Genomic DNA, 23,538 nt, shown 5'->3' with positions numbered 1-23,538 from the left:
ACAAGCCGCACCCCCGACCCGCGCCCGAAGGGCGCCCCGCACGGCAGCCCGTCCCAGCCGTTACGCTGGACGCGTGGCAGTCGTCGATGTATCCGAAGAGCTGAAGTCCCTCTCCTCCACCATGGAGTCGATCGAGGCCGTCCTCGACCTCGACAGGCTGAGGGCAGAAATCGCCGTGCTCGAGGAGCAGGCAGCGGCCCCGTCCCTCTGGGACGACCCCGAAGCGGCCCAGAAGATCACGAGCAAGCTTTCCCACCTCCAGGCCGAGGTCCGCAAGACCGAGGCTCTGCGGTCGCGCCTGGACGACCTCGGTGTCCTCTTCGAGCTGGCCGAGGCGGAGGACGACGCCGACACCCGCGCGGAGGCGGAGAACGAGCTGGCCTCGGTCCGCAAGGCGCTGGACGAGATGGAGGTCCGTACCCTCCTCTCCGGCGAGTACGACGCCCGCGAGGCCCTGGTGAACATCCGGGCCGAGGCCGGCGGCGTCGACGCGGCCGACTTCGCGGAGAAGCTCCAGCGGATGTACCTGCGCTGGGCCGAGCAGCGCGGCTACAAGACGGAGGTCTACGAGACCTCGTACGCGGAAGAGGCCGGCATCAAGTCGACCACCTTCGCCGTCCAGGCCCCGTACGCCTACGGCACGCTCTCCGTCGAGCAGGGCACGCACCGCCTGGTGCGCATCTCCCCCTTCGACAACCAGGGCCGCCGCCAGACCTCCTTCGCCGGCGTCGAGGTGCTCCCGGTGGTCGAGCAGACCGACCACATCGAGATCGACGAGTCGGAGCTGCGGGTCGACGTGTACCGCTCCTCGGGCCCCGGCGGCCAGGGCGTCAACACCACCGACTCGGCGGTGCGCCTGACCCACCTCCCGACCGGCATCGTCGTCTCCTGCCAGAACGAGCGCTCGCAGATCCAGAACAAGGCCTCCGCGATGAACGTCCTCCAGGCCAAGCTGCTGGAGCGGCGCCGCCAGGAGGAGCAGGCCAAGATGGACGCGCTCAAGGGCGACGGCGGCAACTCCTGGGGCAACCAGATGCGCAGCTACGTCCTCCACCCGTACCAGATGGTCAAGGACCTGCGGACGGAGGAGGAGATGGGCAACCCGGAAGCGGTCTTCAACGGCGAGATCGACGGCTTCCTGGAGGCCGGTATCCGCTGGCGCAAGCAGCGCGAGCAGCAGGCGGAGTAAGCGCCCGTCCCGCACGCTTTGTCGACAAGGCAACTGCCGCCCAAGAGGTGGCAGTTGCCTTTTTCGTCACAGTCACCACACCCTCACACCATCAAGTCGTCGTATACCTGACATCACGTACGGAACGGCCTTGACGCCCCCGCGGAAACTGGCAAGGCTGACGCGCGGCATGCGTTCCACTGGGGCATGTGTGAGCGAAACGGGGGGCGGGATCTCATGAGCCCCCGGTGTCCGCCTGCCCCTGGCGCCGCCTCTCAGACGAATGAGCTACAGGGGGTAGCAGGCAGATGACCAAGAAGACGCGGATTCGCGTGGCACGGATCGCGGCCGGTGCCGTGATCGCCGCAGGTGCCTCGCTGACCGCAGCGGGGGCCGCCCAGGCCCTCAGCGTGGATGTGGAGGCCGGCGGCCTCGGCGCCTCCGTCCAGGCCGACGAGCAGGGCCTGGAGCTCGGCATCCAGGCCGGCGACGAGGACCCGGAGCCGGAGCCGGACCCGACCGAGCCGACCGAGATTCCGACCGACCCGGAGCCGACGGACCCCGAGCCCACGGAGCCGGACCCGACGGACCCCGAGCCGACCGACCCGGAGCCGACGGACCCCGAGCCCACGGACCCCGAGCCGACGGACCCGGAGCCGACCGACCCGGAGCCCACGGACCCGGGCAGCCCGGACCCGACGGACCCCGGTACGCCGGACCCGACCGAGCCCGGCACCCCGGACCCGTCCGAGGACCCGAGCGCCGACCCGACCCTCCCGGGTGACGGCACCGGCCCCGACGGTGGCACCGGTGACGACGTCAACACGAACCCCGACAGCGCCGGGCAGCAGCCCGTCGCGCAGGGCAAGGCCAAGGAGGAGCTGGCCGAGACCGGCGCCGCCGAGACCACGTTCCTGCTGGTCGGCGCCGCCACCATGATCGCGGGCGGCATCGGCTTCCGGCTGCTGCCCCGCCTCGTGGGCGGCCGTGACGGCGGCGCCGCCGCCTGAGCCACGGCTCGGCAGCGGTGACCCGGCACGCCGGGTGAGCCGTCCGTACGGGCCTCAGGGCCCGTACGGACCGTAGGAGACGCGCAAGGCCGAGGGGCCGGTCCGCGGACGCAGCCGGCGTCCGGGACCGGCCCCTCGGGCCTTCTCCGCGTATGTGGGGCGGGTGCTCGCTCAGACGGCCTGGGCGACCAGCAGGGCCAGGGCCAGCAGCAGCACTGCGGCCAGCGCCGCCAGCACCGCCGGGCTCAGCCCGCCGAAGGGGCCCTCCTGGCGCAACCGCTCGCGATGTGCCCGGCACACCCGGCAGCGGCCCTCGCTGACCGGTGAGGCGCAGTTCGCGCACACCAGCCTGTCGTAGGTCATCCGCTCTCCTCTCCCGCTCCCGGGCGGGACCTCGCGCCGGTCCGGCCGGGCCCCACCGGCGTCAACGCCGACAGCGCCGCGCGCGTTCCCGGGGCCTTCTTCCACTGTGCCAGCATCCGCGCCCCGAGGCGCGGTCCGGGCGCCCCCGTACGCCCTCACGATCCCCTCACACGGGCGCGCGGCACGAGCCCTTGACCCGCATTGTCCGGAAGATGCCGGGAACAACCGCGCATCACGGACCGTCGCCTGCGCCCTCACAGCGCCTTCGCGTAGGGTCACGCTCACCTACCCCCGGCGACACGTGGTGCTTTCGTGATCCGATTCGACAATGTCTCCAAGGCCTACCCCAAGCAGAACCGCCCCGCACTCAGGGATGTCTCCCTGGAGGTCGAGCGTGGCGAGTTCGTGTTCCTCGTGGGGTCGTCCGGTTCGGGCAAGTCCACCTTCCTCAGGCTGATCCTGCGCGAGGAGCGCACCAGCCAGGGGCAGGTCCACGTGCTCGGCAAGGACCTGGCCCGGCTCTCCAACTGGAAGGTGCCGCAGATGCGGCGCCAGCTCGGCACGGTCTTCCAGGACTTCCGGCTGCTGCCCAACAAGACGGTGGCCGAGAACGTCGCCTTCGCGCAGGAGGTCATCGGCAAGTCCCGCGGCGAGATCCGCAAGTCCGTCCCGCAGGTCCTCGACCTGGTCGGCCTCGGCGGGAAGGAGGAGCGGATGCCCGGCGAGCTGTCCGGCGGTGAGCAGCAGCGCGTCGCCATCGCCCGCGCCTTCGTCAACCGCCCCAAGCTCCTCATCGCCGACGAGCCGACCGGCAACCTCGACCCGCAGACCTCGGTCGGCATCATGAAGCTGCTCGACCGGATCAACCGGACCGGCACCACCGTGGTCATGGCCACCCACGACCAGCAGATCGTGGACCAGATGCGCAAGCGCGTCATCGAGCTGGAGAAGGGCCGCCTCGTCCGCGACCAGTCCCGCGGCGTCTACGGCTACCAGCACTGAGACCACCCAGATCACTGAAAGGACGCCATGCGCGCCCAGTTCGTCCTGTCGGAGATCGGCGTCGGTCTCCGTCGCAATCTCACGATGACCTTCGCGGTCGTCGTCTCCGTGGCCCTCTCCCTCGCCCTGTTCGGCGCCTCGCTCCTGCTGAGCGACCAGGTGAACACGATGAAGGGCTTCTGGTACGACAAGGTCAACGTCTCCATCTTCCTGTGCAACAAGAGTGACGGCGAGACCGACCCCAACTGCGCCAAGGGCGCCGTCACCGGCGAGCAGAAGAAGCAGATCCTCGTCGACCTCAAGAAGATGCCGACGGTCGACAAGGTCGTCCACGAGTCGAGCGACGAGGCGTACAAGCACTACAAGGAGCAGTTCGGGGACTCGCCGCTGGCCAGCTCGCTCACCCCGGACCAGCTCCAGGAGTCGTACCGCATCAAGCTGAAGGACCCGGAGAACTACAAGGTCATCGCCTCCGCGTTCGCCGGGCGTGACGGCGTGCAGTCCGTCCAGGACCAGAAGGGCATCCTGGAGAACCTGTTCGTCATGCTCGGCGGCATGAACTGGGCGGCGCGGGCGGTGATGGCGCTGATGCTCGTCGTGGCGCTGATGCTGATCGTCAACACGGTCCGGGTCTCGGCGTTCAGCAGGCGGCGCGAGACCGGCATCATGCGGCTCGTCGGCGCCTCCGGCTTCTACATCCAGGCGCCGTTCATCATGGAGGCCGCCGTCGCCGGGCTCATCGGCGGCATCGGCGCCTCCGCCATGCTGGTGCTCGGCCGGTACTTCATCATCGACAACGGCCTGGCCCTCTCCGAGAAGCTCAACCTCATCAACTTCATCGGCTGGGACGCGGTCCTCACCAAGCTCCCGCTGATCCTCGCCACCAGTGTGCTGATGCCGGCGCTCGCGGCCTTCTTCGCGTTGCGCAAGTATCTGAAGGTGTGACAGATGTCCCCCGAGCGCCCCACGGAGAGCCCTCCGTGGGGCGCTTCCTTCTGTCCTAGACTCACCCGCATGTCGGGTCTCAGCGCATTCTCCCGGCCCCGGGCCGGACGCCGTGGGGCCCTCGCCCTGACCCTGGTGGCGACCGGAGTCGCCGCGGCCCAGCTCACCTGCGGCCTCCCCGGCGACGACCGCCCGGACGCCGGGGACCGCCCCGCCGCCCAGGCCCCCGCCGCCGCCCATGACGCCGTCGTGGAGGCCGCCGCCCGGGCCGAGGCCGACGGCAAGTCCGGCGCCGACGCCGCCGCCGAGGCCGTCAGCCGCTCGGGCGACCGCTGGGGCACGGTCTACGACCCCGAGGAGTACGCCGCCTTCGAGCAGGCCCTCGACGGCCGCTACACCGGGGTCGGCCTCAGGGTCCGCGCCCGCGCCGACGGCGCCGTGGAGGTGGCCCGCGTGCAGGAGGCGGGCCCCGCCGAGCGCGCCGGGGTACGCCCCGGCGACCTGCTCCGCGCCATCGACGGGCGCCCCGTGACCGGACTGCCCAGCACCGAGGTGGTCCGCCTGCTGCGCGGCGGCGCCGACGCCGTCCCCGGCAGCCAGGTCGCCCTCGCCACCGAACGCTCCGGGCGTGCCCGCGTCCACACCCTGAGCCGGGCCCGGCTGCACACCGAGTCCGTCACGGTGGGCCGGCTGCCGCACGGCGCGGTCCGCATCAAGGTCACCGCCTTCACCAAGGGCTCCGGCGACGAGGTGCGCTCCGCGCTGGCCGCCGCCCCCGGCCGGGCCGGCCTCGTCCTGGACCTGCGCGGCAACTCCGGCGGCCTGGTCACCGAGGCCGTCACCACCGCCTCCGCCCTGCTCGACGGCGGCCTGGTCGCCACCTACGACGTGCGGGGCGAGCCGCGTTCCCTGCACGCCAGGCCCGGCGGGGACACCGGCCGCCCGGTGGTGGTCCTGGTCGACGGCGCCACCATGAGCGCCGCCGAACTGCTGGCCGGGGCGCTCCAGGACCGGGGCCGCGCGGTCGTCGTCGGCAGCCGCACCTACGGCAAGGGGTCCGTGCAGATGCCGACCCGGCTGCCCGGCGGCTCCGTCGCCGAGCTGACCGTCGGCCACTACCGCACCCCCTCCGGCCGGGGCCTCGACGGGCGCGGCCTCACCCCCGACCTGGAGGCGGAGGGCGGGGACGTCGCCGAGCGGGCCGAGACGGTATTGAGTGGCCTCGGGTCCCCCTCCTGATGCGAAGATGGCGGGACTATGGCTAAGGAAAAAGGGCGCAAGCTCATCGCCCAGAACAAGAAGGCGCGCCACGACTACCTCATCATCGACACCTACGAGGCCGGCCTGGTCCTCACCGGTACCGAGGTGAAGTCGCTGCGGCAGGGCCGGGCCTCCCTCGTCGACGGCTTCGTCCAGCTCGACGGGCACGAGGCGTGGCTGCACAACGTCCACGTCCCCGAGTACAGCCAGGGCACCTGGACCAACCACTCGGCGCGCCGCAAGCGCAAGCTGCTGCTGCACCGGGAGGAGATCGACAAGCTGGAGTCGAAGTCCCAGGAGACCGGCCACACCATCGTGCCGCTCGCCCTGTACTTCAAGGACGGCCGCGCCAAGGTCGAGATCGCGCTGGCCAAGGGCAAGAAGGAGTACGACAAGCGGCAGACCCTGCGGGAGAAGCAGGACCGCCGTGAGGCCGAGCGCGCCATGTCGGCGGTGCGGCGCAAGCAGCGCGCCTGACCGGGCCGCCGGGAATAGGCTGGCACGGGCAGGCGTTGGTCACGTACGATGGGAAACGTCCCGCACGACGGGACGGCCGGGCCGGGAGCTCGGGACCGAGGCTTCGGTTCTCTGATTCCGGTCCACTTTGAAAACACCACATGGGGATGATCGGTTTCGACAGCGGATGTCGAAGCAGGGGAAGCGAGTCGAGGAAGCGGCAATGATCTCGTAAACCACATGTCGCAAAAAATAATCGCCAATACCAAGCGCGATTCCTCCGCCTTCGCCCTCGCTGCCTGATTAGGTAGCTGCGAAGACTCTGCGGAGTGTCAGCCCGGGGCTGTTCCCGACCCGGACCCTGGCATCAATTAGGGAACTAAACCACTAGACCCGGTCACGGGGTCTGGTGGGAAACCAAACAGTGACTGGGCCTGTCGGCGACTTGTTCGCGTGATCGCCGGGGCCGAGAAAAGCGCAGCGAACTGCACTCGGAGAAGCCCTGGTTCCGCACCGTTGGACGCGGGTTCGATTCCCGCCATCTCCACAATTCCCATGTAGGCGAAGCCCCTGGTCCCCGGACCAGGGGCTTCGTCGTGTTCTCACCCCCGTACGCCGGACAGTGCCGGGGCGCGCAGGCGGGTGGCGAGGGCGATGGCGGCGCAGGCCGCCGCGAGGGCCACGGTGTAGCCGGTGCCGGGGGCGAGGTGGTCGGCGGTCTGGCCGGCGAGGGCCGAGCCCAGGGCGATGCCGGTGAGGATCGCGGTGACGGCGAGGGTGAGGCCCTCGTTGAGGCGGGCCGGCGGGGTGCGGTGCTGGACCAGGGTCATCGCGGTGATCATCACGGGGGCGGTGGCCATGCCCGCGCACAGCACCGCCGGGGCCAGCAGCGCCGCCGAACCGGTGGTGGCGGCCAGGGCGGGCAGGGCGAGGGCGCCGGCGAGCAGGGCCAGCAGGACCGGGAGCCGGGCCGCCGCCGGGCCCGCCGGTGCCCTGGCCCCGTAGACCAGCCCGGCCACGCAGGACCCGGCCGCCTGGAGGCCCACGATCAGGCCGCCCGCCGCCGCGTGGCCTGCGCTGTCGGCGAAGGCGAGCGTGGTGACCTCCAGGGTGCCGAAGACGATCCCGGTGGCGAGGAAGACGGCGAGCAGCGGGGCGGTGCCCGGCCGGCGGAGCGGGGCGGCGCTCCCCGCGGCGGGGCGCGGGTGCGGCCTCGGCTCGGTGGCGCGCTGGGCCGTGAACAGGGTGATGCCGACGGCCAGCAGCGCCACCCCGGTCAGGGTGCCCGCCTCCGGGAAGAGGGCGGTGCACAGGACGGCGGCGAGCGCGGGCCCGGCCATGAAGCAGACCTCGTCCACCGCCTGCTCGAAGGAGGTCGCGGTGTGCCGGCGGGCCGGGTCCTCGCCGAGCAGGACCTGCCAGCGGGCGCGGGCCATCGCCCCGGCGTTGGGGACGGTGGCGGTGGCCGCGTACGCCGCGAAGAGGGTCCAGGCCGGGGCGTCGAGGCGGACGCAGGCCACCAGGGCGAGCGCGCCGCAGACGGCCAGCGCCGCGGCGGGCCGGGCGACGCGGCGCTGGCCGTAGCGGTCGACGAGGCGGGCCGTCCACGGGGCGACCAGCGCGGTGGCGGCCAGCCCGGCCGCCGTGACGGCCCCGGCCAGCGCGTACGAGCCCCGCGAGGCGGCGATCATCAGGACCGCGCTGACCGAGAACATCCCGGCGGGCAGCCGCGCCAGCAGCCCGCCGAGGGTGAAGGCGGTGGCGCCGGGGAGGCGGAGCAGGGCCAGGTACCCGGACGGGCCGGACCCGGTGGTGGCCGCCTCGCGGGGGCGGCGGCGCGGAGGTGGTGGCGGTGGGCCGCCCGGACCTGAGCCCGGGGGCGGGCCGGGGGCCGCCACGGCCAGGGTGTGGCCGGTGACCGCGAGGAGCGGGGCGGTGGCGGGCAGGGCGGGGCGGCGCCGGAGCGCGGGGAGGGAGGGCATGGCAGGAGTCTGCGGCGGGCCCCTCGCGGGGGTCCAACACCTCTGGAGCCCGCATTCACGCACTTTCGTTGTAGGTTCGCCGGATGTCACCGCCCGAGCCCGCGCCGCGCCTGCTCCGCGCCTTCCTCGCCGTCGCCGAGGAACTCCACTTCACCCGGGCCGCCGCCCGCCTCTACGTCGCCCAGCAGGCCCTCAGCCGCGACGTGCGGCGGCTGGAGGCGGAACTCGGCACCGAACTGCTGGTCCGCTCCACCCGCCGGGCCGAACTCACCGCCGACGGCGAGCGGTTCGTCCCCCACGCCCGTCGCGTCCTCGCCGCCTACGAGGAGCTGGGGAGCGCCTTCGGGCAGGCCAGGCCCCTGCTGGTCGACGTCAACTCGCCCGGCCTCGTCTTCGAACGCGTCCTGGAGCACGCCCGCCGCCTCGTCCCCGAACTGGAGGTGATGGCCCGTTACGAGAGCGGGCTGACCGGGGCCGCCCTGGAGATCGGCGCCGGACGCCTCGACGCCTCCTTCGGCCGCTGGGCCGGGCTCGAACCCGCCCTGCGCGACCAGCTCGACCACCAGCCCGTACGGCTGGAGCCGATGGCCGTCGTCCTGCCCGAGGACCACCCGCTCGCCGCCCTGCCCGAGGTGCCGCTCGGCGCCCTCGCCGGGGAGTACGTCTACGCGGGCGCGGGCAACCCCCGCACCCCCGAGTGGACCGCTCTCGCCCACGCGCTCTTCGCCGGGCGGGGCATCCGCGTCTCGCCGCCCGCGCCGCTCGCCGTCGGCCGTGAGGAATTCGAACGTGTCATGGCGAAGTACCGGCATCCGGTGCTCGCCGTGGTCGACTTCCCGCCCATGCCGGGGTGCGTGCTGCGCCCGCTGACCGATCCCGTGCCGCTCTCCCCGGTCTCCCTGGTGTGGCGCAAGGGGCTGCGGCACCCCGCGCTGGACGCCGTACGGAGCGCGGCCGCCACTCTCGCCCGTACCGAACACTGGCTCGAAGCGCCGCCCGGTTCCTGGCTGCCGGAGGCCGACCGTCAAAGCATGGGTCAACCGTGACACCACAGAAGTACTTCTGATTCCGGCGTGCGCTACATTCTTGGTCCGGGCTCTGTGTGATAGGGGGGCGCTCGGACGGGGTGGGGGCTCGGTCCGACGGCAGTCCCGGTTCTTCGTTCCGTGCGCCCGGACACCTTGATGGGGGAGTGGCGCCGCACCATGGCCGTAACACCGGAAGAAGCACCCGTGAACCGGATCGACGACGGGGCCGACGGGCCGGGCGGGGGCAGGCCGCCCGCCGCACCGCACGTTCACGACCCGTTCGAAGTCACCATCCAGATGGACGGCATCGGCCGCCACCTCGAAGGTGCCCGGCGGCCGCGCGGCGCCCACGCCAAACCGCAGCCCCGGCCGCTCCAGGAGCCCGCCGACGGGCCGGTCTTCGTCGACGAGTCGGGCCGGCGCGGCCGCCACCTGCGGCGGATCGGGCTGGCCTGCGGCATCGCCTTCGCCGGGTACGCCCTGGTGGTCGTCGCCACGCTCTTCTCCGGCAACTCCTCCGCGCCCTGGGTGCCGCTGCCCGGCCCGGAGGCCGAACGCCCGGCCTCCGTCGACACCCCGGGTCTGCCCGAGGAGTCCGCCGGCGCCACGGAAGACCCCGGCGACGCGACCCTGCCCGCCGACGGGACCGCCCCCGTGGCCGGGACGAGCGAGGCCCCGGACGCCCCGTCCGGCAGCGCCGGCGGCGGCGACGGTCCCGCGGGCACGCCGGGGCGGCCGGACACCGGCACGGACCCCGAGCCCCCCGCGACCTCCCCGGCCGCCCCGGACCCCAAGCCCACCGACACCCGGGGGCCCGGCACGCCCGTCGACCCCCCGACCCAGTCCGAGCAGCCCCCGGCCGAGTCCGAGGACCCGCCGGGCGAGCCCGAGACCCCGCCCGGCGACGGCGGCGGCACCGTGCCGCAGGCCCGCCCGGCCACCACCGCACCACCCACCGTCCACACCCTGGCGCGCACCGCCCCGCCCGAGGAGAACCAGGCCGCCTGAGGCCGTATCGCCATGACTTCCCGTTCCCGCGCGGCGCGGCGCCGCAGACTGCCGCTCAGGTATCTGCTGCCCTCGCTCTTCCTCGTCGCCCTCAGCGCCATGCTGATGCTCCGCGGCTACGTGCACAGCGAGATACTCGCCGACCACCGCGTCCAGCCGCCCGCCGCCACCGACCAGGTGCCCGAGGAGATCATCGAGGGCGGCCCGGTCATCGCCCAGCGCGACGGCAAGCCCGCCACCTTCTCCGTCCCCGACCACAAGCTCGTCCTCACCTTCGACGACGGCCCCGACCCGGAGTGGACCCCGAAGGTCCTCGACGTGCTCGCCGAACACGACGCGCACGGGGTCTTCTTCGTCACCGGGACGATGGCCTCCCGCCACCCCGAGCTGGTCAAGCGGATGGTCGACGAGGGCCACGAGCTGGGGCTGCACACCTTCAACCACCCCGACCTCTCCTTCCAGTCCCGGAGCCGCATCGACTGGGAGCTGACCCAGAACCAGCTGGCCCTGGCCGGCGCCGCCGGGGTGCGGACCTCGCTGTTCCGGCCGCCGTACTCCTCGTTCTCCAACGCCATGGACAACAAGTCCTGGCCGGTCACCGAGTACATCGGCTCGCTCGGCTACCTCACCGTCGTCAACAACACCGACAGCGAGGACTGGAAGCGCCCCGGCGCCGACGAGATCATCCGCCGCGCCACCCCGCGCGGCGGCGAGGGCGCCATCGTCCTCATGCACGACTCCGGCGGCGACCGCTCGCAGACCGTCGAGGCCCTCGACCGCTTCCTGCCCTCGCTGAAGGAGAAGGGGTACGAGTTCACCAACCTCACCGAGGCCCTGAACGCGCCCAGCGCCCACACCCCCGTCACCGGCGCCGCCCGCTGGCAGGGCGTCGCCTGGGTCACCGCCGTCGGGATCTCCGAGAACGTCACCGGGGTCCTGGTGGCCGGGCTGGCCGTCATCGGCGTCCTCGTCTTCGCCCGCTTCGGGCTGATGCTGGTGCTCTCCTTCATCCACGCCCGCAAGGTGCGCTCGCGCAAGTTCCGCTGGGGCCCGCCGGTCACCGAACCGGTCACCGTGCTGGTGCCCGCGTACAACGAGGCGAAATGCATCGTCAACACGGTCACCTCGCTGACCGCCAGTGACCATCCGGTCGAGGTCATCGTCATCGACGACGGCTCCAGCGACGGCACCGCGCGCATCGTCGAGGACCTGCGCATCCCGAACGTGCGCGTGGTCCGCCAGCAGAACGCCGGCAAGCCCGCCGCCCTCAACCGCGGCCTCGCCAACGCCGGCCACGACCTCATCGTGATGATGGACGGCGACACCGTCTTCGAGGCCGCCACCGTCCGCGAACTGGTCCAGCCCTTCGGCGACCCGAGGGTCGGCGCCGTCGCGGGCAACGCCAAGGTCGGCAACCGCGACACCCTCCTCGGCGCCTGGCAGCACATCGAGTACGTGATGGGCTTCAACCTCGACCGCCGCATGTACGACGTGCTCGGCTGCATGCCGACCATCCCCGGCGCGGTCGGCGCCTTCCGCCGCAGCGCCCTGGAGCGGATCGGCGGCATGAGCGAGGACACCCTCGCCGAGGACACCGACGTCACCATGGCCCTCCACCGCGACGGCTGGAAGGTCGTCTACGCGGAGAACGCCCGCGCCTGGACCGAGGCCCCCGAGTCCGTCCAGCAGCTCTGGTCCCAGCGCTACCGCTGGAGCTACGGCACCATGCAGGCCATCTGGAAGCACCGCCGCGCCCTCGTCGAGAAGGGCCCCTCCGGCCGCTTCGGCCGCGTCGGCCTGCCCCTGGTCTCCCTCTTCATGGTCCTGGCGCCGCTGCTCGCCCCCCTCATCGACGTCTTCCTCCTCTACGGCCTGGTCTTCGGCGACACCGGCAAGACCGTCCTCGCCTGGCTCGGCGTCCTCGCGATCCAGGCCGTCTGCGCCGCCTACGCCTTCCGGCTCGACAAGGAACGCATGACCCACCTCGTCTCCCTGCCGCTCCAGCAGATCCTCTACCGGCAGCTGATGTACGTCGTGCTGCTCCAGTCCTGGATCACCGCCCTCACCGGCGGCCGCCTGCGCTGGCAGAAGCTCCGCCGCACCGGCGTCGTCGAGATGCCCGGCGCCGCCGCCCGCCCCGCCGAGCCCGAGCGGAGGCCTGTCGCATGACCGAGACCCCCTGGCCCGGCCGCTACCCGCAGGCGGGCGCCCCCGGCGTCCCCCAGGTCCCGGGCATGCCCGCCGCCCCCGGCCCGTACACCGTCCCCGGCCCGTACACCGCGACGGTCCCCGCGCCCGCCGCCGTACCGGACCCCGAGGAACCCCCGGCTCCCGTCGCAGCCCCGAAGAAGCCCGGCCGCGACCGCTACCTCGACCTCCTGCGCTCGGTCGCCCTGGTCCGCGTCGTGCTCTACCACATCTTCGGCTGGGCCTGGCTGACCGTCCTCTTCCCCTCCATGGGCGTCATGTTCGCCCTGGCCGGCTCCCTGATGGCCCGCTCGCTGGCCCGCCCGGCGGCCGGGGTCATCAAGAGCCGCGTCCGCCGCCTGCTCCCGCCCATGTGGGTCTTCGGCGCCCTGATGCTGGCGATGTTCGCCTACGCGGGCTGGAACCCGGGCCAGTCCGAGGGCGCCTGGGGCTGGGCCAAACTCTTCAACTACCTGGTGCCGGTCGGCGCCCCGCCCTACCCGTGGTCGATCGGCGACGCCTCCGGCCTGCTGGAGCAGACCTGGGCCGTGCAGGCCGCCGGGCCCCTCTGGTACCTGCGCGCCTACCTCTGGTTTGTGCTCGCCTCCCCGCTCCTCCTCTGGGCCTTCCGGCGCGCCCCGTGGCCCACCATGCTGGCGCCGCTCGCCCTCACCGCCGTCGTCGGCACCGGGCTGGTGAAGATCCCCGGTGAACTCGGCAACGCCGTCACCGACTTCACCGTCTACGCCGGCTGCTGGATGCTGGGCTTCGCCCACCAGCAGGGGCTGCTCCGCGAGATCCCGCGCTACCTGGCCGTCTCCCTGGCCAGCCTCGTCATGGCCTTCGGCCTGTGGTGGGCCTCCGGCCACCTCGGCCCCGACGGCTGGGACCTCAACGACATCCCCCTCGCCCAGGCCACCTGGTCCTTCGGCTTCGTCACCCTCCTGCTGCTGTACTCGCCCTCCTGGCAGACCCTGCCGGGCCGGCTCGCCAAGTGGGACCCGCTCATCACGCTCTCCAACAACCGCGCGGTGACGATCTACCTCTGGCACAACCTGCTCATCATGGCCACGGTCCCGCTGATCGACCTGCTCTACCGGCTCCCCTTCATGGACGACCCGCAGTGGGGCAACGCCCTCTCCGCCACCTACAGCCTGTGGATGTTCGTCCTGGTCTGGCCGCTGATCGGGCTCATGGTGCTGGCCGTGGGCTGGGTCGAGGACCTGGCCGCCAAACGCCCGCCACGCCTGTGGCCGGACGGGACGAAGCGGGGCTCCGCCGCCAAGTCGGGGGCCACCCACCGCAAGTGAACCTCGCCCGTGCGGCGTGAAGGAACCGCGTACGACCGGTGGACCCCTTTCCGTCCGTTGGTACCGTCTTGGGATGCCCGGCCGCCGGCCGGGCATCCCTTCCGTTTCCCCACGAGCAGTACGAGAAGGAGCCCCACCGTGGCCCGTCGCACCCTGCCCCTCGCGGCGCTGACCGCAGCCGCCGCCCTCATCTTGACCGCCTGCGGGGGGTCGGGCGGGCCCGACGAGATCAAGGGGGCGGGGGGGGTCGGCTTCGGCGGGGGCGAGCGAGGCCGCCGACGAGCCGAAAGGCAAGCGTCCTGACATCGGGCTGCCCAAGGACGCCGTCATGGTGGTGGACAAGGGGCAGCCGTCCGAGGCGGCCCATCAGCCGGCCCTCGACGACGCCTTCCGTTTCATCCAGGCGATGCGGCACGGGATCGTCGCGCAGGACCCGGACGACGCGGCATACCAGTACTACTCGACGGCCGGGGCGGCCCGGTACGCGCGCGGCCAGATCGAGCAGTGGGTGAAGGGCGGCTGGACGCCGACCGGCAAGGACCAGTACTACGACACCGGGACGTCCTCGGTCGGCGAGGGCAAGGGCGTCCTGGTGACCTTCTGCCGCGACCAGTCTCAGACCTTCAGCAAGAGCCTGGAGAGCGGCGAGGTGCACCGGACCGAGAAGAGCCCTGAGAGCTTCCAGAAGTACAGCGTGCTCATGCGGGAGAAGGAGGGGGAGTCCGGCGTCTGGCAGGCCGGGCAGATCGAGGTCCAGGGCGAGGCGAAGGAGTGCAGCCGGTGAACGCCGCCCGGCGCGGCACCTGGTCCCTGCTGGCGGCCGCCCTGCTGATACCGCTGCTCACCCACCCCGCGCGGGCCGACGAACTCCCGGACACCTCCACCGGCGGCTCCGGCGGCGGTGACTCGCAGGAGGTCGGCGCCCAGGTACAGAACTCGACCATCAAGATCTCGCAGATCAAGGGCGGTGGCGGTGGCAAGAAGGGCAACCTGGCGCCGATCGACGTCGACTGGGAGCCGCCCGCGTGCTGGTACGAGCCGGTCTACACCCCTGAGCAGCTCAAGAAGGCCGTGGAGGACGACTCCATCAGCGCCGTCGGCCTGCACGAGTTCTGGCCGCAGTCGAGCTTCCAGGAGCACTACGACGAGGGGAAGCCCCGGGACAACTTCGACCTCTACGACGAGGAGGACAGCACTGCCGAGGGGTACAAGAACTACAACATCGGCAAGGGCGGCTACTTCTGGCGGGGTGTCGCCCCGGATGACTCGCACCCGGACGCGTGGAACTGCGGCCGGCTGATGTTCTGGATGCCGGAGAACCAGGTCCCCCAGATCCCCAACGCCCCCACCCCCCAGATGCTCGCCGAGTATGCCTACGAGCACGTCAAGGTGCCGGACACCGAGGTCGAGGTCCGGCCGCAGACCAGGTCGACGGTCAACCTGCCGACCTGGGTCTGGCTGGACAAGGGGAAGTTCGAGGACGTGGTGGTCCGCGCCGAACTGCCCCGCACCAACCTGTACGCGGAGACGACCGCCCACCCCGTCAGCCTCACCCTGGAGCCCGGCACCGAGGACGCCGAGACCTTCCCGGCCGACGGCACCTGCCGCATCAACGACGACGGCAGCATCGGCACCCCGTACAGGAAGGGCAGCGCCGACCAGGACCCGCCGTGCGGCATCACCTACCTGCGGGCGAGCGACAAGCCGTACCAGCTCAGCGCCTCCATCACCTGGGAGATCAGCTGGGAGGGCACCGGCGGAGCCGGCGGTGGCCTGCCCGACGGCACCTTCGAGACGACCCAGGACATGACGGTCCAGGAGATCCAGTCGGTCAACCGGTAGTCCGCGCCGGACCGCGATCCCCACCGGAATGGCATCGTAAGGGGTGCTGAGTGACGGGTGACCCGGCCTACTCGCCGGGCGACGAGGGCGGGACGTGCGATGAGTGATGCGGGTGTGGGGGAGTCGTCGCCCCTGGTGGGGTTCACCGTCGGGGTGACGGCGGAGCGGCGGGCGCGGGAGCTGGGGGCGTTGCTGGGGCGGCGGGGGGCCGAGGTGGTGTACGCGCCCGCGTTGCGGGTGGTGCCGCTCGCCGACGACCGGGAGCTGCGGGAGGTCACCGAGGAGATCGTGGCGCGGCCGCCGGAGGTCGTGGTGGCCAGTACGGCGGTCGGGTTCCGGGGGTGGGTCGAGGCGGCCGAGGGGTGGGGTGCCGGCGGGGCCCTGCGGGAGGCGCTCGGCGGGGCCCGGCTGCTGGCGCGCGGGCCGAAGGTGACGGGGGCGGTGCGGGCGGCGGGGCTGCGGGAGGAGTGGTCGCCCGCGTCGGAGGCGATGGGGGAGGTGCTGGAGCGGCTGCTGGCCGACGGGGTCGCGGGGCTGCGGGTGGCCGTGCAGCTGCACGGGGAGCCGGTGCCCGGGTTCGCGGAGGCGCTGCGGGCGGCCGGGGCCGAGGTGGTCGGCGTGCCCGTCTACCGGTGGATGCCGCCCGCCGACCTCACCCCCGTCGACCGGCTCGTCGACGCGACCGTACGGCGCACCCTGGACGCGCTCACCTTCACCAGCGCGCCCGCCGTCGTCTCGGTGCTCCGCCGGGCCGAGGCGCTGGGGCTGCGGGAGGCGCTGGTGGACGCGGTGAACGGGGACGTGGCGGTGGTCTGTGTGGGTCCGGTGACCGCGCGGCCGCTCCAGGAGGCGGGGGTGGAGCCGGTGCAGCCCGAGCGGTTCCGGCTCGGGCCGATGGTGCAGCGGCTCTGCGAGGAACTGCCCGCCCGTACCCCGGAGCTGGCCGTCGCCGGGCATCGCGTGCAGCTGCGCGGCCACGCGGTCCTGGTCGACGGGGAGCCCCGGCCCGTGCCGCCAGCGCCCATGGCGCTGCTGCGGATGCTGGCCCGGCACCCCGGCCGGGTCGTCGCCCGGGCCGAGCTGTTGCGGGCGCTGCCCGGGGCCGGGCGGGACGAGCACGCCGTGGAGTCGGCGACGGCCCGGCTGCGGACGGCCCTGGGCGCGCCGGAACTCGTCCAGACCGTGGTCAAGCGCGGCTACCGGCTCGCCCTCGACGACCCCGAGGGGTGATCAGGCGGCGGGACGCGGCCGTACGTGGACGTGGCCCGGCAGCGGGAACACCGGCGGGTGTGGTGCCAGCGTCTCGTGGTGCGGGAACCCGGCCTTCTCGGCGACCCGGCAGGAGGGCTCGTTGTCGACCTGGTGGAGGAGTTCGAGGCGGGCCAGCGCCGGCAGCGCGGTGAACGCCCAGTCGGCGAGGGCCAGTACGGCACGGCCGGCCAGGCCCCGGCCGCGTACCGAGGCGGTCGTCCAGTAGCCGACCTCGGCGGTGTCGGTGCGGGCCGGGCGGTCGTCGTCGTGGGGGAAGACCTTGAGGACGACGCAGCCGGCGAGCAGGCCCGTCGCCGCGGGTTCCCGTACGCCGGAGGGCGCGGGTCCGGTGCCGTCCGGGGCCTGGGCGGCCAGCTCCACGGCGAAGGAGTAGCGGCTGCCGTCGCGCGCCCCCGCCTCCTCGCGGGCCAGCCACGCCCGGGCGCCCGCCTCGTCCTCGGGCCAGGTGCGGGTGAACTGCCGCAGCAGCGGATCACGGTAGGCGTCGATCAGCTCCCGGGCGTCGCGGGCCCGCCAGGGCCGCAGCGAGAGCCCCGGTCCTGCCGGGAGAAAGGCGGGCATGCTCACAGGCGCGTACATGGGGACAGGCTACGGGGGAAGACGTACAGGGCCGGTCAACAGGGCGGCGCGGGACGGTGGTTGGTGCCGGCCGGTGCCCGGGGGCTTCCCCGGCGCCCAGGTGGCGGGCACGGTGGACGGGGCGGGGCCGCGGCGGGTGGCCCCGGCTCTCGGCGGGCGGAGGTGCACGATGACGGGGCACGCGTACCGGGCAGGGGCGAGCGCACGGGTGCTGCGGTTCGACTGCGGACGGGTCTGCCTGGACCTCGCCGCCACCGCGCACCCGGTCGAGCGGCTCGACGGCCCCGACCGGCTGCGGCAGTGGCTGGCCGGCGCGGGACTCGTACCGCCCGGCACCCCGCTGGAGCGTGCCGGACCCGGCTGGCTCGCCGCCTTCCGCGACCTGCGCACCCAGATCGCCACGGTGGTCGGCGCCGAACTCGACGGCCGCCCGCCCGGCCACGCCCTCGACCGGGTCAACGCCGTCGCCCGCAACCCGCCGCCCCCGCCGCGCGCCGTCCGCCGGGCCGACGGCACCCTCGGCCGGGGCCTGTCCGGCGACCCCGACTGCCAGGCGCTGCTGGGCGCGGTCGCCCGCGACGCGGTGGAACTCCTCACCGACCCCGGGGCCCGCGCCCTGCTCCGCCGCTGCGCCGGGCAGGACTGCCCGCTGGTCTACCTCGACACCTCGCGCGGCCGCCGGCGCCGCTGGTGCTCCGGGGAGACCTGCGGCAACCGCGAGCGCGTCGCCCGGCACCGGCGCAGCCGCAAGGGCTGAGCGGGGCCCGTCCATGCCCCGGGCAAGTGGAGCGGGGACTTCCAATTGCGTGTGCGGCGTGCACACGGCCCCGCCGGTCGCGTAAGTTGGACGGCTGCCCAGCGCATGTGAGAAGGGGGCGTCGGTGGCCGACGTACGCGACCGTGAGATCAGCATCGAACAGGACCACCTCGACCAGGTGTACCGGCGCCTGGAGGAGAAGATCCACGAGGCGGAGTTCCTGATGCGGGACGCGGCCCGCCGCGGCCAGGTCGGCACGCCCGGCGCGCTCGCCGAACGCGACGCCCAGGTCTTCCGGGCCGGCATCCACCTCAACCGGCTCAACAACGAGTTCGAGGACTTCCTCTTCGGCCGCATCGACCTGCTCCTCGGCAAGGACGGCGAGAAGGGCCCCGACGGCGCCTACACCTCCGTGGAACCCGCCGACGACGCCGTCCGCCCCGACGGCACCGCCGACATCGCCGAGACCCTGCACATCGGCCGCATCGGCGTCCTCGACGCCGACTACGCGCCGCTGGTCATCGACTGGCGCGCGCCCGCCGCCGCCCCCTTCTACCGGTCGACGCCGGTCGAGCCCGGCCGCGTCGTCCGGCGCCGCGTCATCCGCTCCAAGGGACGCCAGGTGCTCGGCGTCGAGGACGACCTGATGCGCCCCGAACTGACGGCGCGGCTCGACGGCGAACCGCTCGCCGTGGTCGGCGACGGCGCTCTGATGGCCGCCCTCGGCCAGGCCCGCAGCCACACCATGCGCGACATCGTCGCCTCCATCCAGGCCGAGCAGGACCGCGTCATCCGCGCCCCCGCCGCCTCCGTCACGCTGGTCGAGGGCGGCCCCGGCACCGGCAAGACCGCCGTCGCCCTGCACCGCGCCGCCTACCTCCTCTACCAGGACCGGCGCCGGTACGCGGGCGGCATCCTCATCGTCTCCCCGACCCCGCTCCTCGTCTCCTACACCGAGGGCGTCCTGCCCTCCCTCGGCGAGGAGGGCCAGGTCGCCATCCGCGCCCTCGGCTCCCTGGTCGACGGCGCCGAGGCCACCGCCTACGACACCCCGGCCGCCGCCCGCGCCAAGGGCTCCGCCCGGATGGTCCAGGTGCTGCGCCGGGCCGCCCGGGGCGCCCTGGACCTCGGCACCGCCCGGCCCGCCCCGGCGGGTGGGGACGAGGAACAGGACGAGGTCCCCGAGGGACAGCTCGACCTCGGCCTGCCCGCCCCCGCCGGGCCGCCCGAGCGGCTGCGCGTCGTCGCCTTCGGCCGCCGCATCGAGCTGGACGCCGCCGAACTGGGCCGCATCCGGCGCAACGCGCTCAGCGGCACCGCCCCCGTCAATCTCCTCCGGCCCCGCGCCCGCCGCCTGCTGCTCGACGCGCTGTGGACCAGGTCGGGCGCCTCGGGACGCCACCAGGACCCGGAACTCGCCGCCGAACTGCGCTCCGGCTTCGACGAGGACATCCTCTCCGAGGACTCCTTCACCGCCTTCCTCGATGCCTGGTGGCCCGAGCTGACCCCGCGCGCCGTGCTCGCCGCGATGGCCGACGAGAAGCGGCTCGCCCGCTGGTCACGGAAGGTCCTCAACCAGGGCGAGGTGCGCCGCGTCGCCCGCTCGCTGGCCCGGCTCGGCCCGGCCGGGGAAGGCCCGCTCTCCGTCCACGACGTGGCCCTCCTCGACGAGCTGGAGGCCGTCCTCGGCACCCCGCCGCGCCCGCGCCGCAAGCGCGAGACCGATCCGCTCGACCACCTCACGGGGCTTCAGGAACTGATGCCGGTCCGCGAGGAGACCCAGTGGGAGCGGGCCGAGCGGCTGGCCCAGGAGCGCACCGAGTACACCCACGTCATCGTCGACGAGGCTCAGGACCTCACCCCGATGCAGTGGCGGATGGTCGGCCGGCGCGGCCGCCAGGCCACCTGGACCGTGGTCGGCGACCCCGCCCAGTCCTCCTGGTCCGACCCGGACGAGGCCGCCGAGGCCCGTGACGAGGCGCTCGGCAGGCGGCCCCGCCGCCGCTTCACCCTGACCGTCAACTACCGCAACCCCGCCGAGATCGCCGAGCTCGCCTCCCGCGTGCTGGCCCTCGCCATGCCCGGCTCCGCCTCCCCGCGCGCCGTCCGCTCCACCGGCGTCGAGCCGCGCTTCGTGGTGGCGGGCGAGCGGATGGGCGAGACGGTGCGCGCCGAGGCGGCCCGGCTGCTGGAGACGGTCGACGGCACGATCGGCGTGGTGGTCCCGATGGAGCGCCGCGAGCAGGCCGCCCGCTGGGTCGCCGGGCTCGGCGAACGGGTGGTGGCGCTCGGCTCGCTGGAGGCCAAGGGTCTGGAGTACGACGCGACGGTGGTGGTCTCCCCGGCCGAGGTGGCCGACGAGTCCCCGGCCGGGCTGCGCGTGCTGTACGTGGCGCTGACCCGGGCGACCCAGGAGCTGACGGTGGTCTCCGGGCGCCGTGACCAGCCGGACGCGGACGGCGTGCCGGACCTGCTCCGTGACGACGTGCCGGCGGAGCTGCTGGGGGAGTGAGAGGCGCGCCGGAAGGGGCGCGGAATCCGTCGCTCCGCAGGAGTGGACGGATCGGGGAGGTTTGTTAGCCTGGGAGACGGCACCGGCTCGATCCAAGCCCCCGGGCCCAACCATAGTCGCTTCGAGCGACCACTTGCCGCGAGGCGAGCATGGCGGGTCGGTGTCATGACTTGAGCGCGAAGGGCCCGCCTCCGTCACCGACGGAGGCGGGCCCTTCGCCGTTCGTCCCCACCGCTTTCGGTCGCCCGGCCCGTCTGTGCTCGTCGTCCCTCTCCGGCCCCCACCACCGGGGCCGGGGGTTCCGCGTGGAGCTGGATTCTCGTATGGTGGAATCCGTTTTCCGCTATGAGGCTTCGAACGGGTCTCCGGCCGGGAACAAAACGTCCGTAACTCAGGCGGCTACCACGTACTGCCCGGTAGGTGCGACGATCGGACAGCACTCGCCACGCACAGAGGTGGCCGGTGTGTATGCGAACCAGGGAAAGCAGAGGAAGTCGGCCATGGCAACGGCGCCCAGCGTCTCCTACTCGATGACGGTCCGGCTGGAAGTGCCCGCCAGCGGCACCGCGGTCTCCCAGCTCACCACGGCCGTGGAGTCCCACGGCGGCTCGGTGACCGGCCTCGACGTCACCGCCTCCGGCCACGAGGCGCTCCGGATCGACGTCACCATCGCCGCGAGCTCCACCGCGCACGCCGACGAGATCGTCGAGGGCCTGCGCGGCATCGACGGCGTCGTACTCGGCAAGGTCTCCGACCGTACGTTCCTGATGCACCTCGGCGGCAAGATCGAGATGGCGTCCAAGCACCCCATCCGCAACCGCGACGACCTCTCCATGGTCTACACGCCCGGCGTCGCCCGGGTCTGCATGGCCATCGCCGAGAACCCCGAGGACGCCCGCCGCCTCACCATCAAGCGCAACTCGGTCGCCGTGGTCACCGACGGCTCGGCCGTCCTCGGCCTCGGCAACATCGGCCCGAAGGCCGCGCTGCCGGTGATGGAGGGCAAGGCGGCGCTCTTCAAGCGGTTCGCCGGGATCGACGCCTGGCCGATCTGCCTGGACACCCAGGACAGCGACGCGATCGTGGAGATCGTCAAGGCCATCGCCCCCGGCTTCGCCGGCATCAACCTGGAGGACATCTCGGCGCCGCGCTGCTTCGAGATCGAGGCCCGGCTCCGCGAGGCGCTGGACATCCCCGTCTTCCACGACGACCAGCACGGCACCGCCATCGTCGTCCTCGCCGCGCTCACCAACGCGCTGCGCGTCGTCGGCAAGTCCATCGGGGACGTCCGGGTCGTCATGTCCGGCGCGGGCGCGGCCGGCACCGCCATCCTCAAGCTGCTGCTTGCCGCCGGGGTCAAGCACGCCGTCGTCGCCGACATCCACGGCGTCGTCCACGCCGGCCGCGACGACCTGGTCGGCGCCGAGGTGGACTCCCCGCTGCGCTGGATCGCGGACAACACCAACCCCGAGGGCGTCACCGGCACCCTCAAGGAGGCCGTGGTCGGCGCCGACGTCTTCATCGGCGTCTCCGCCCCCAACGTCCTGGACGGCGCCGACGTGGCCGCCATGGCCGAGGGCGCCATCGTCTTCGCGCTGGCCAACCCGGACCCGGAGGTCGACCCGGCGGTGGCCCGCGAGACCGCCGCCGTCGTCGCCACCGGCCGCTCGGACTTCCCCAACCAGATCAACAACGTGCTGGTCTTCCCGGGCGTCTTCCGCGGCCTGCTGGACGCCCAGTCGCACACGGTCAACACCGAGATGATGCTGGCCGCCGCCGGCGCCCTGGCCGACGTCGTCGCCGAGGACGAGGTCAACGCCAACTACATCATCCCGAGCGTCTTCAACGACAAGGTGGCCGGCGCCGTCGCCGGCGCGGTCAGCAGCGCCGCCAAGGCGGTCGGCGCGGCCCCCGCCCCCAGCGCCGTCTGACACACCCACCCGGGTGCCGCCGCCCCCGCCGTACGCCTGAACGGGGGTGGCGCACGGGGGCGGCGGACCGGCGCGTCGCGGAAGAGCCCGGCCGCCCCCGCTCTAGGGTGGCGAAACGGCGCGGGAACCGCCCTCACGGGCGGGCGCCCGGCCCTGCGGTCCGCTGCCGAGAGCGGACGGAGCGTCACGATCCGAGGCCGTGGCGCTGTCCGTGTGACTCTCACGGGTGCCGGATTGGCTTTCGCGCCGCAGGTGGGGGCAGGATGCCTCTTCGAGGGCTACGTCCAGGGTGAACCCGGGCGGAAGAGAGTCCGACGACGGACCCGGTTACGGGGCTCCTCGGGGGGCCCTGGCAGCATCGGCTTCGATCTCACGCCTCAACGGCAAGATGAACACGGGAGTACAAACATGAACCGCAGTGAGCTGGTGGCCGCCCTGGCCGACCGCGCCGAGGTGACCCGCAAGGACGCCGACGCCGTGCTGGCCGCGTTCGCCGAGGTCGTCGGCGACATCGTCTCCAAGGGCGACGAGAAGGTCACCATCCCCGGTTTCCTGACCTTCGAGCGCACCCACCGTGCCGCTCGCACCGCCCGCAACCCGCAGACCGGCGAGCCGATCCAGATTCCGGCCGGCTACAGCGTCAAGGTCTCCGCGGGCTCCAAGCTCAAGGAAGCCGCCAAGGGCAAGTAAGGCCCGAAGGACGCGCCAGCCGGCCGTCGCACCGCCCCAGCGGCGGAGAGCGGCAGCCCGTGGACCGCGCGCCGCAGGGACAGCGAAGGGGGGCGGCCACCCGCAGTGGGTGGCCGCCCCCCTTCGGCGTGCCCGGACCCCCGCAGGGGCTCTGAGCAGGGCCGTACGTCCGTTCAGGGCCACGCGACGGCCGGGTCGGGGCCCCGGGCACCCCGAGGGCCCGTACAGCGCCGAGG

20 protein-coding genes and 1 other RNA gene are annotated in these 23,538 nt (G+C 73.2%); 18 read left to right on the top strand and 3 right to left on the bottom strand.

The genetic code is table 11. The features are described from left to right. Positions 1 to 73: 73 nt before the first annotated feature. Together prfB and OIM89_RS09780 are read left to right on the top strand one after the other, a co-directional pair. Positions 74 to 1,189, top strand: coding sequence for a peptide chain release factor 2 (prfB, locus tag OIM89_RS09785; protein ID WP_030696370.1), 1,116 nt, complete (start codon positions 74 to 76; stop codon positions 1,187 to 1,189). 287 nt (positions 1,190 to 1,476) lie between these two features. Then, positions 1,477 to 2,178 carry an LPXTG cell wall anchor domain-containing protein gene (locus tag OIM89_RS09780; RefSeq protein ID WP_047470134.1) on the top strand — a complete coding sequence of 234 codons (702 nt, stop codon included), beginning with the start codon at positions 1,477 to 1,479 and terminating at the stop codon, positions 2,176 to 2,178. A gap of 171 nt (positions 2,179 to 2,349) precedes the next feature. Here the strand turns inward: OIM89_RS09780 and OIM89_RS09775 are convergent, their stop codons facing one another. Continuing rightward, positions 2,350 to 2,541 carry a hypothetical protein gene (locus tag OIM89_RS09775; RefSeq protein WP_264491155.1) on the bottom strand — a complete coding sequence of 64 codons (192 nt, stop codon included), beginning with the start codon at positions 2,539 to 2,541 and terminating at the stop codon, positions 2,350 to 2,352. A gap of 312 nt (positions 2,542 to 2,853) precedes the next feature. Between OIM89_RS09775 and ftsE the strand changes: the two genes are divergently transcribed. The 5 genes from ftsE (at position 2,854) to ssrA (ending at position 6,754) form a co-directional block, all read left to right on the top strand. Beyond that, entirely contained in the window at positions 2,854 to 3,543 is a 690-nt protein-coding gene (gene ftsE / locus OIM89_RS09770; protein WP_003950489.1) for a cell division ATP-binding protein FtsE, read from the top strand. Between the two features lie 27 nt (positions 3,544 to 3,570). After that, positions 3,571 to 4,488 carry a permease-like cell division protein FtsX gene (gene ftsX / locus OIM89_RS09765; protein WP_003950491.1) on the top strand — a complete coding sequence of 306 codons (918 nt, stop codon included), beginning with the start codon at positions 3,571 to 3,573 and terminating at the stop codon, positions 4,486 to 4,488. A gap of 69 nt (positions 4,489 to 4,557) precedes the next feature. Next, the gene (locus tag OIM89_RS09760; RefSeq protein ID WP_226964342.1) at positions 4,558 to 5,727 is read left to right on the top strand and encodes a S41 family peptidase; all 1,170 of its coding nucleotides are present in this window, start codon (positions 4,558 to 4,560) and stop codon (positions 5,725 to 5,727) included. 18 nt (positions 5,728 to 5,745) lie between these two features. Beyond that, positions 5,746 to 6,225 carry an SsrA-binding protein SmpB gene (smpB, locus tag OIM89_RS09755; RefSeq protein ID WP_023421837.1) on the top strand — a complete coding sequence of 160 codons (480 nt, stop codon included), beginning with the start codon at positions 5,746 to 5,748 and terminating at the stop codon, positions 6,223 to 6,225. A gap of 142 nt (positions 6,226 to 6,367) precedes the next feature. After that, positions 6,368 to 6,754: a transfer-messenger RNA gene (gene ssrA, locus OIM89_RS09750) on the top strand. Positions 6,755 to 6,806: 52 nt separating this feature from the next. On the opposite strand, the gene OIM89_RS09745 is transcribed toward ssrA, so the two are convergent. Then, the gene (locus OIM89_RS09745) at positions 6,807 to 8,186 is read right to left on the bottom strand and encodes an MFS transporter (RefSeq protein WP_264491154.1); all 1,380 of its coding nucleotides are present in this window, start codon (positions 8,184 to 8,186) and stop codon (positions 6,807 to 6,809) included. A gap of 83 nt (positions 8,187 to 8,269) precedes the next feature. Between OIM89_RS09745 and OIM89_RS09740 the strand changes: the two genes are divergently transcribed. The 7 genes from OIM89_RS09740 (at position 8,270) to OIM89_RS09710 (ending at position 16,791) form a co-directional block, all read left to right on the top strand. Then, positions 8,270 to 9,232, top strand: a complete 963-nt coding sequence (locus OIM89_RS09740; RefSeq protein ID WP_030696375.1) for a LysR family transcriptional regulator — start codon at positions 8,270 to 8,272, stop codon at positions 9,230 to 9,232. Positions 9,233 to 9,418: 186 nt separating this feature from the next. After that, entirely contained in the window at positions 9,419 to 10,222 is an 804-nt protein-coding gene (locus OIM89_RS09735; RefSeq protein WP_047470147.1) for a hypothetical protein, read from the top strand. Positions 10,223 to 10,234: 12 nt separating this feature from the next. After that, on the top strand, positions 10,235 to 12,391 hold the full coding sequence (locus OIM89_RS09730) for a polysaccharide deacetylase family protein (protein ID WP_264491153.1): 2,157 nt from the start codon (positions 10,235 to 10,237) through the stop codon (positions 12,389 to 12,391). Further along, a complete protein-coding gene (locus OIM89_RS09725) occupies positions 12,388 to 13,719 on the top strand; it encodes an acyltransferase family protein (RefSeq protein WP_257381508.1) in 1,332 nt (443 codons plus the stop codon). Before OIM89_RS09730 ends, OIM89_RS09725 begins: the two co-directional genes overlap by 4 nt. A 328-nt stretch (positions 13,720 to 14,047) precedes the next feature. Next, complete coding sequence (locus OIM89_RS09720) at positions 14,048 to 14,503, top strand: hypothetical protein (protein ID WP_264491152.1); 456 nt, start codon at positions 14,048 to 14,050, stop codon at positions 14,501 to 14,503. Beyond that, positions 14,500 to 15,561: a hypothetical protein gene (locus OIM89_RS09715; protein WP_264491151.1), complete on the top strand. Its 1,062-nt coding sequence runs from the start codon at positions 14,500 to 14,502 to the stop codon at positions 15,559 to 15,561. Before OIM89_RS09720 ends, OIM89_RS09715 begins: the two co-directional genes overlap by 4 nt. 99 nt (positions 15,562 to 15,660) lie before the next feature. Beyond that, positions 15,661 to 16,791 carry a uroporphyrinogen-III synthase gene (locus OIM89_RS09710; protein WP_238470410.1) on the top strand — a complete coding sequence of 377 codons (1,131 nt, stop codon included), beginning with the start codon at positions 15,661 to 15,663 and terminating at the stop codon, positions 16,789 to 16,791. Here the strand turns inward: OIM89_RS09710 and OIM89_RS09705 are convergent, their stop codons facing one another. Then, positions 16,792 to 17,412: a GNAT family N-acetyltransferase gene (locus tag OIM89_RS09705; RefSeq protein WP_030696382.1), complete on the bottom strand. Its 621-nt coding sequence runs from the start codon at positions 17,410 to 17,412 to the stop codon at positions 16,792 to 16,794. It abuts the gene before it with no gap. Between the two features lie 169 nt (positions 17,413 to 17,581). On the opposite strand from OIM89_RS09705, the gene OIM89_RS09700 reads away from it, so the two are divergent. The 4 genes from OIM89_RS09700 (at position 17,582) to OIM89_RS09685 (ending at position 23,302) form a co-directional block, all read left to right on the top strand. Then, positions 17,582 to 18,169 (top strand): CGNR zinc finger domain-containing protein, encoded by a 588-nt coding sequence (locus OIM89_RS09700; protein ID WP_052231101.1) that lies wholly within the window; start codon positions 17,582 to 17,584, stop codon positions 18,167 to 18,169. 124 nt (positions 18,170 to 18,293) lie between these two features. Beyond that, on the top strand, positions 18,294 to 20,681 hold the full coding sequence (locus OIM89_RS09695; RefSeq protein ID WP_030696384.1) for a HelD family protein: 2,388 nt from the start codon (positions 18,294 to 18,296) through the stop codon (positions 20,679 to 20,681). Between the two features lie 500 nt (positions 20,682 to 21,181). Next, entirely contained in the window at positions 21,182 to 22,612 is a 1,431-nt protein-coding gene (locus tag OIM89_RS09690) for an NAD-dependent malic enzyme (protein ID WP_030696385.1), read from the top strand. Positions 22,613 to 23,020: 408 nt separating this feature from the next. Further along, positions 23,021 to 23,302: an HU family DNA-binding protein gene (locus OIM89_RS09685; protein ID WP_003950507.1), complete on the top strand. Its 282-nt coding sequence runs from the start codon at positions 23,021 to 23,023 to the stop codon at positions 23,300 to 23,302. The last annotated feature ends 236 nt before the right edge of the window (positions 23,303 to 23,538 follow it).

The sequence above is a fragment of the Streptomyces sp. BI87 genome (assembly GCF_025957665.1).
Classification (GTDB): Bacteria; Actinomycetota; Actinomycetes; order Streptomycetales; family Streptomycetaceae; genus Streptomyces; species Streptomyces albidoflavus.
The sequence above is the reverse complement of the archived record's forward strand: the minus strand, read 5'-3'. Positions and strand labels throughout refer to the sequence as shown.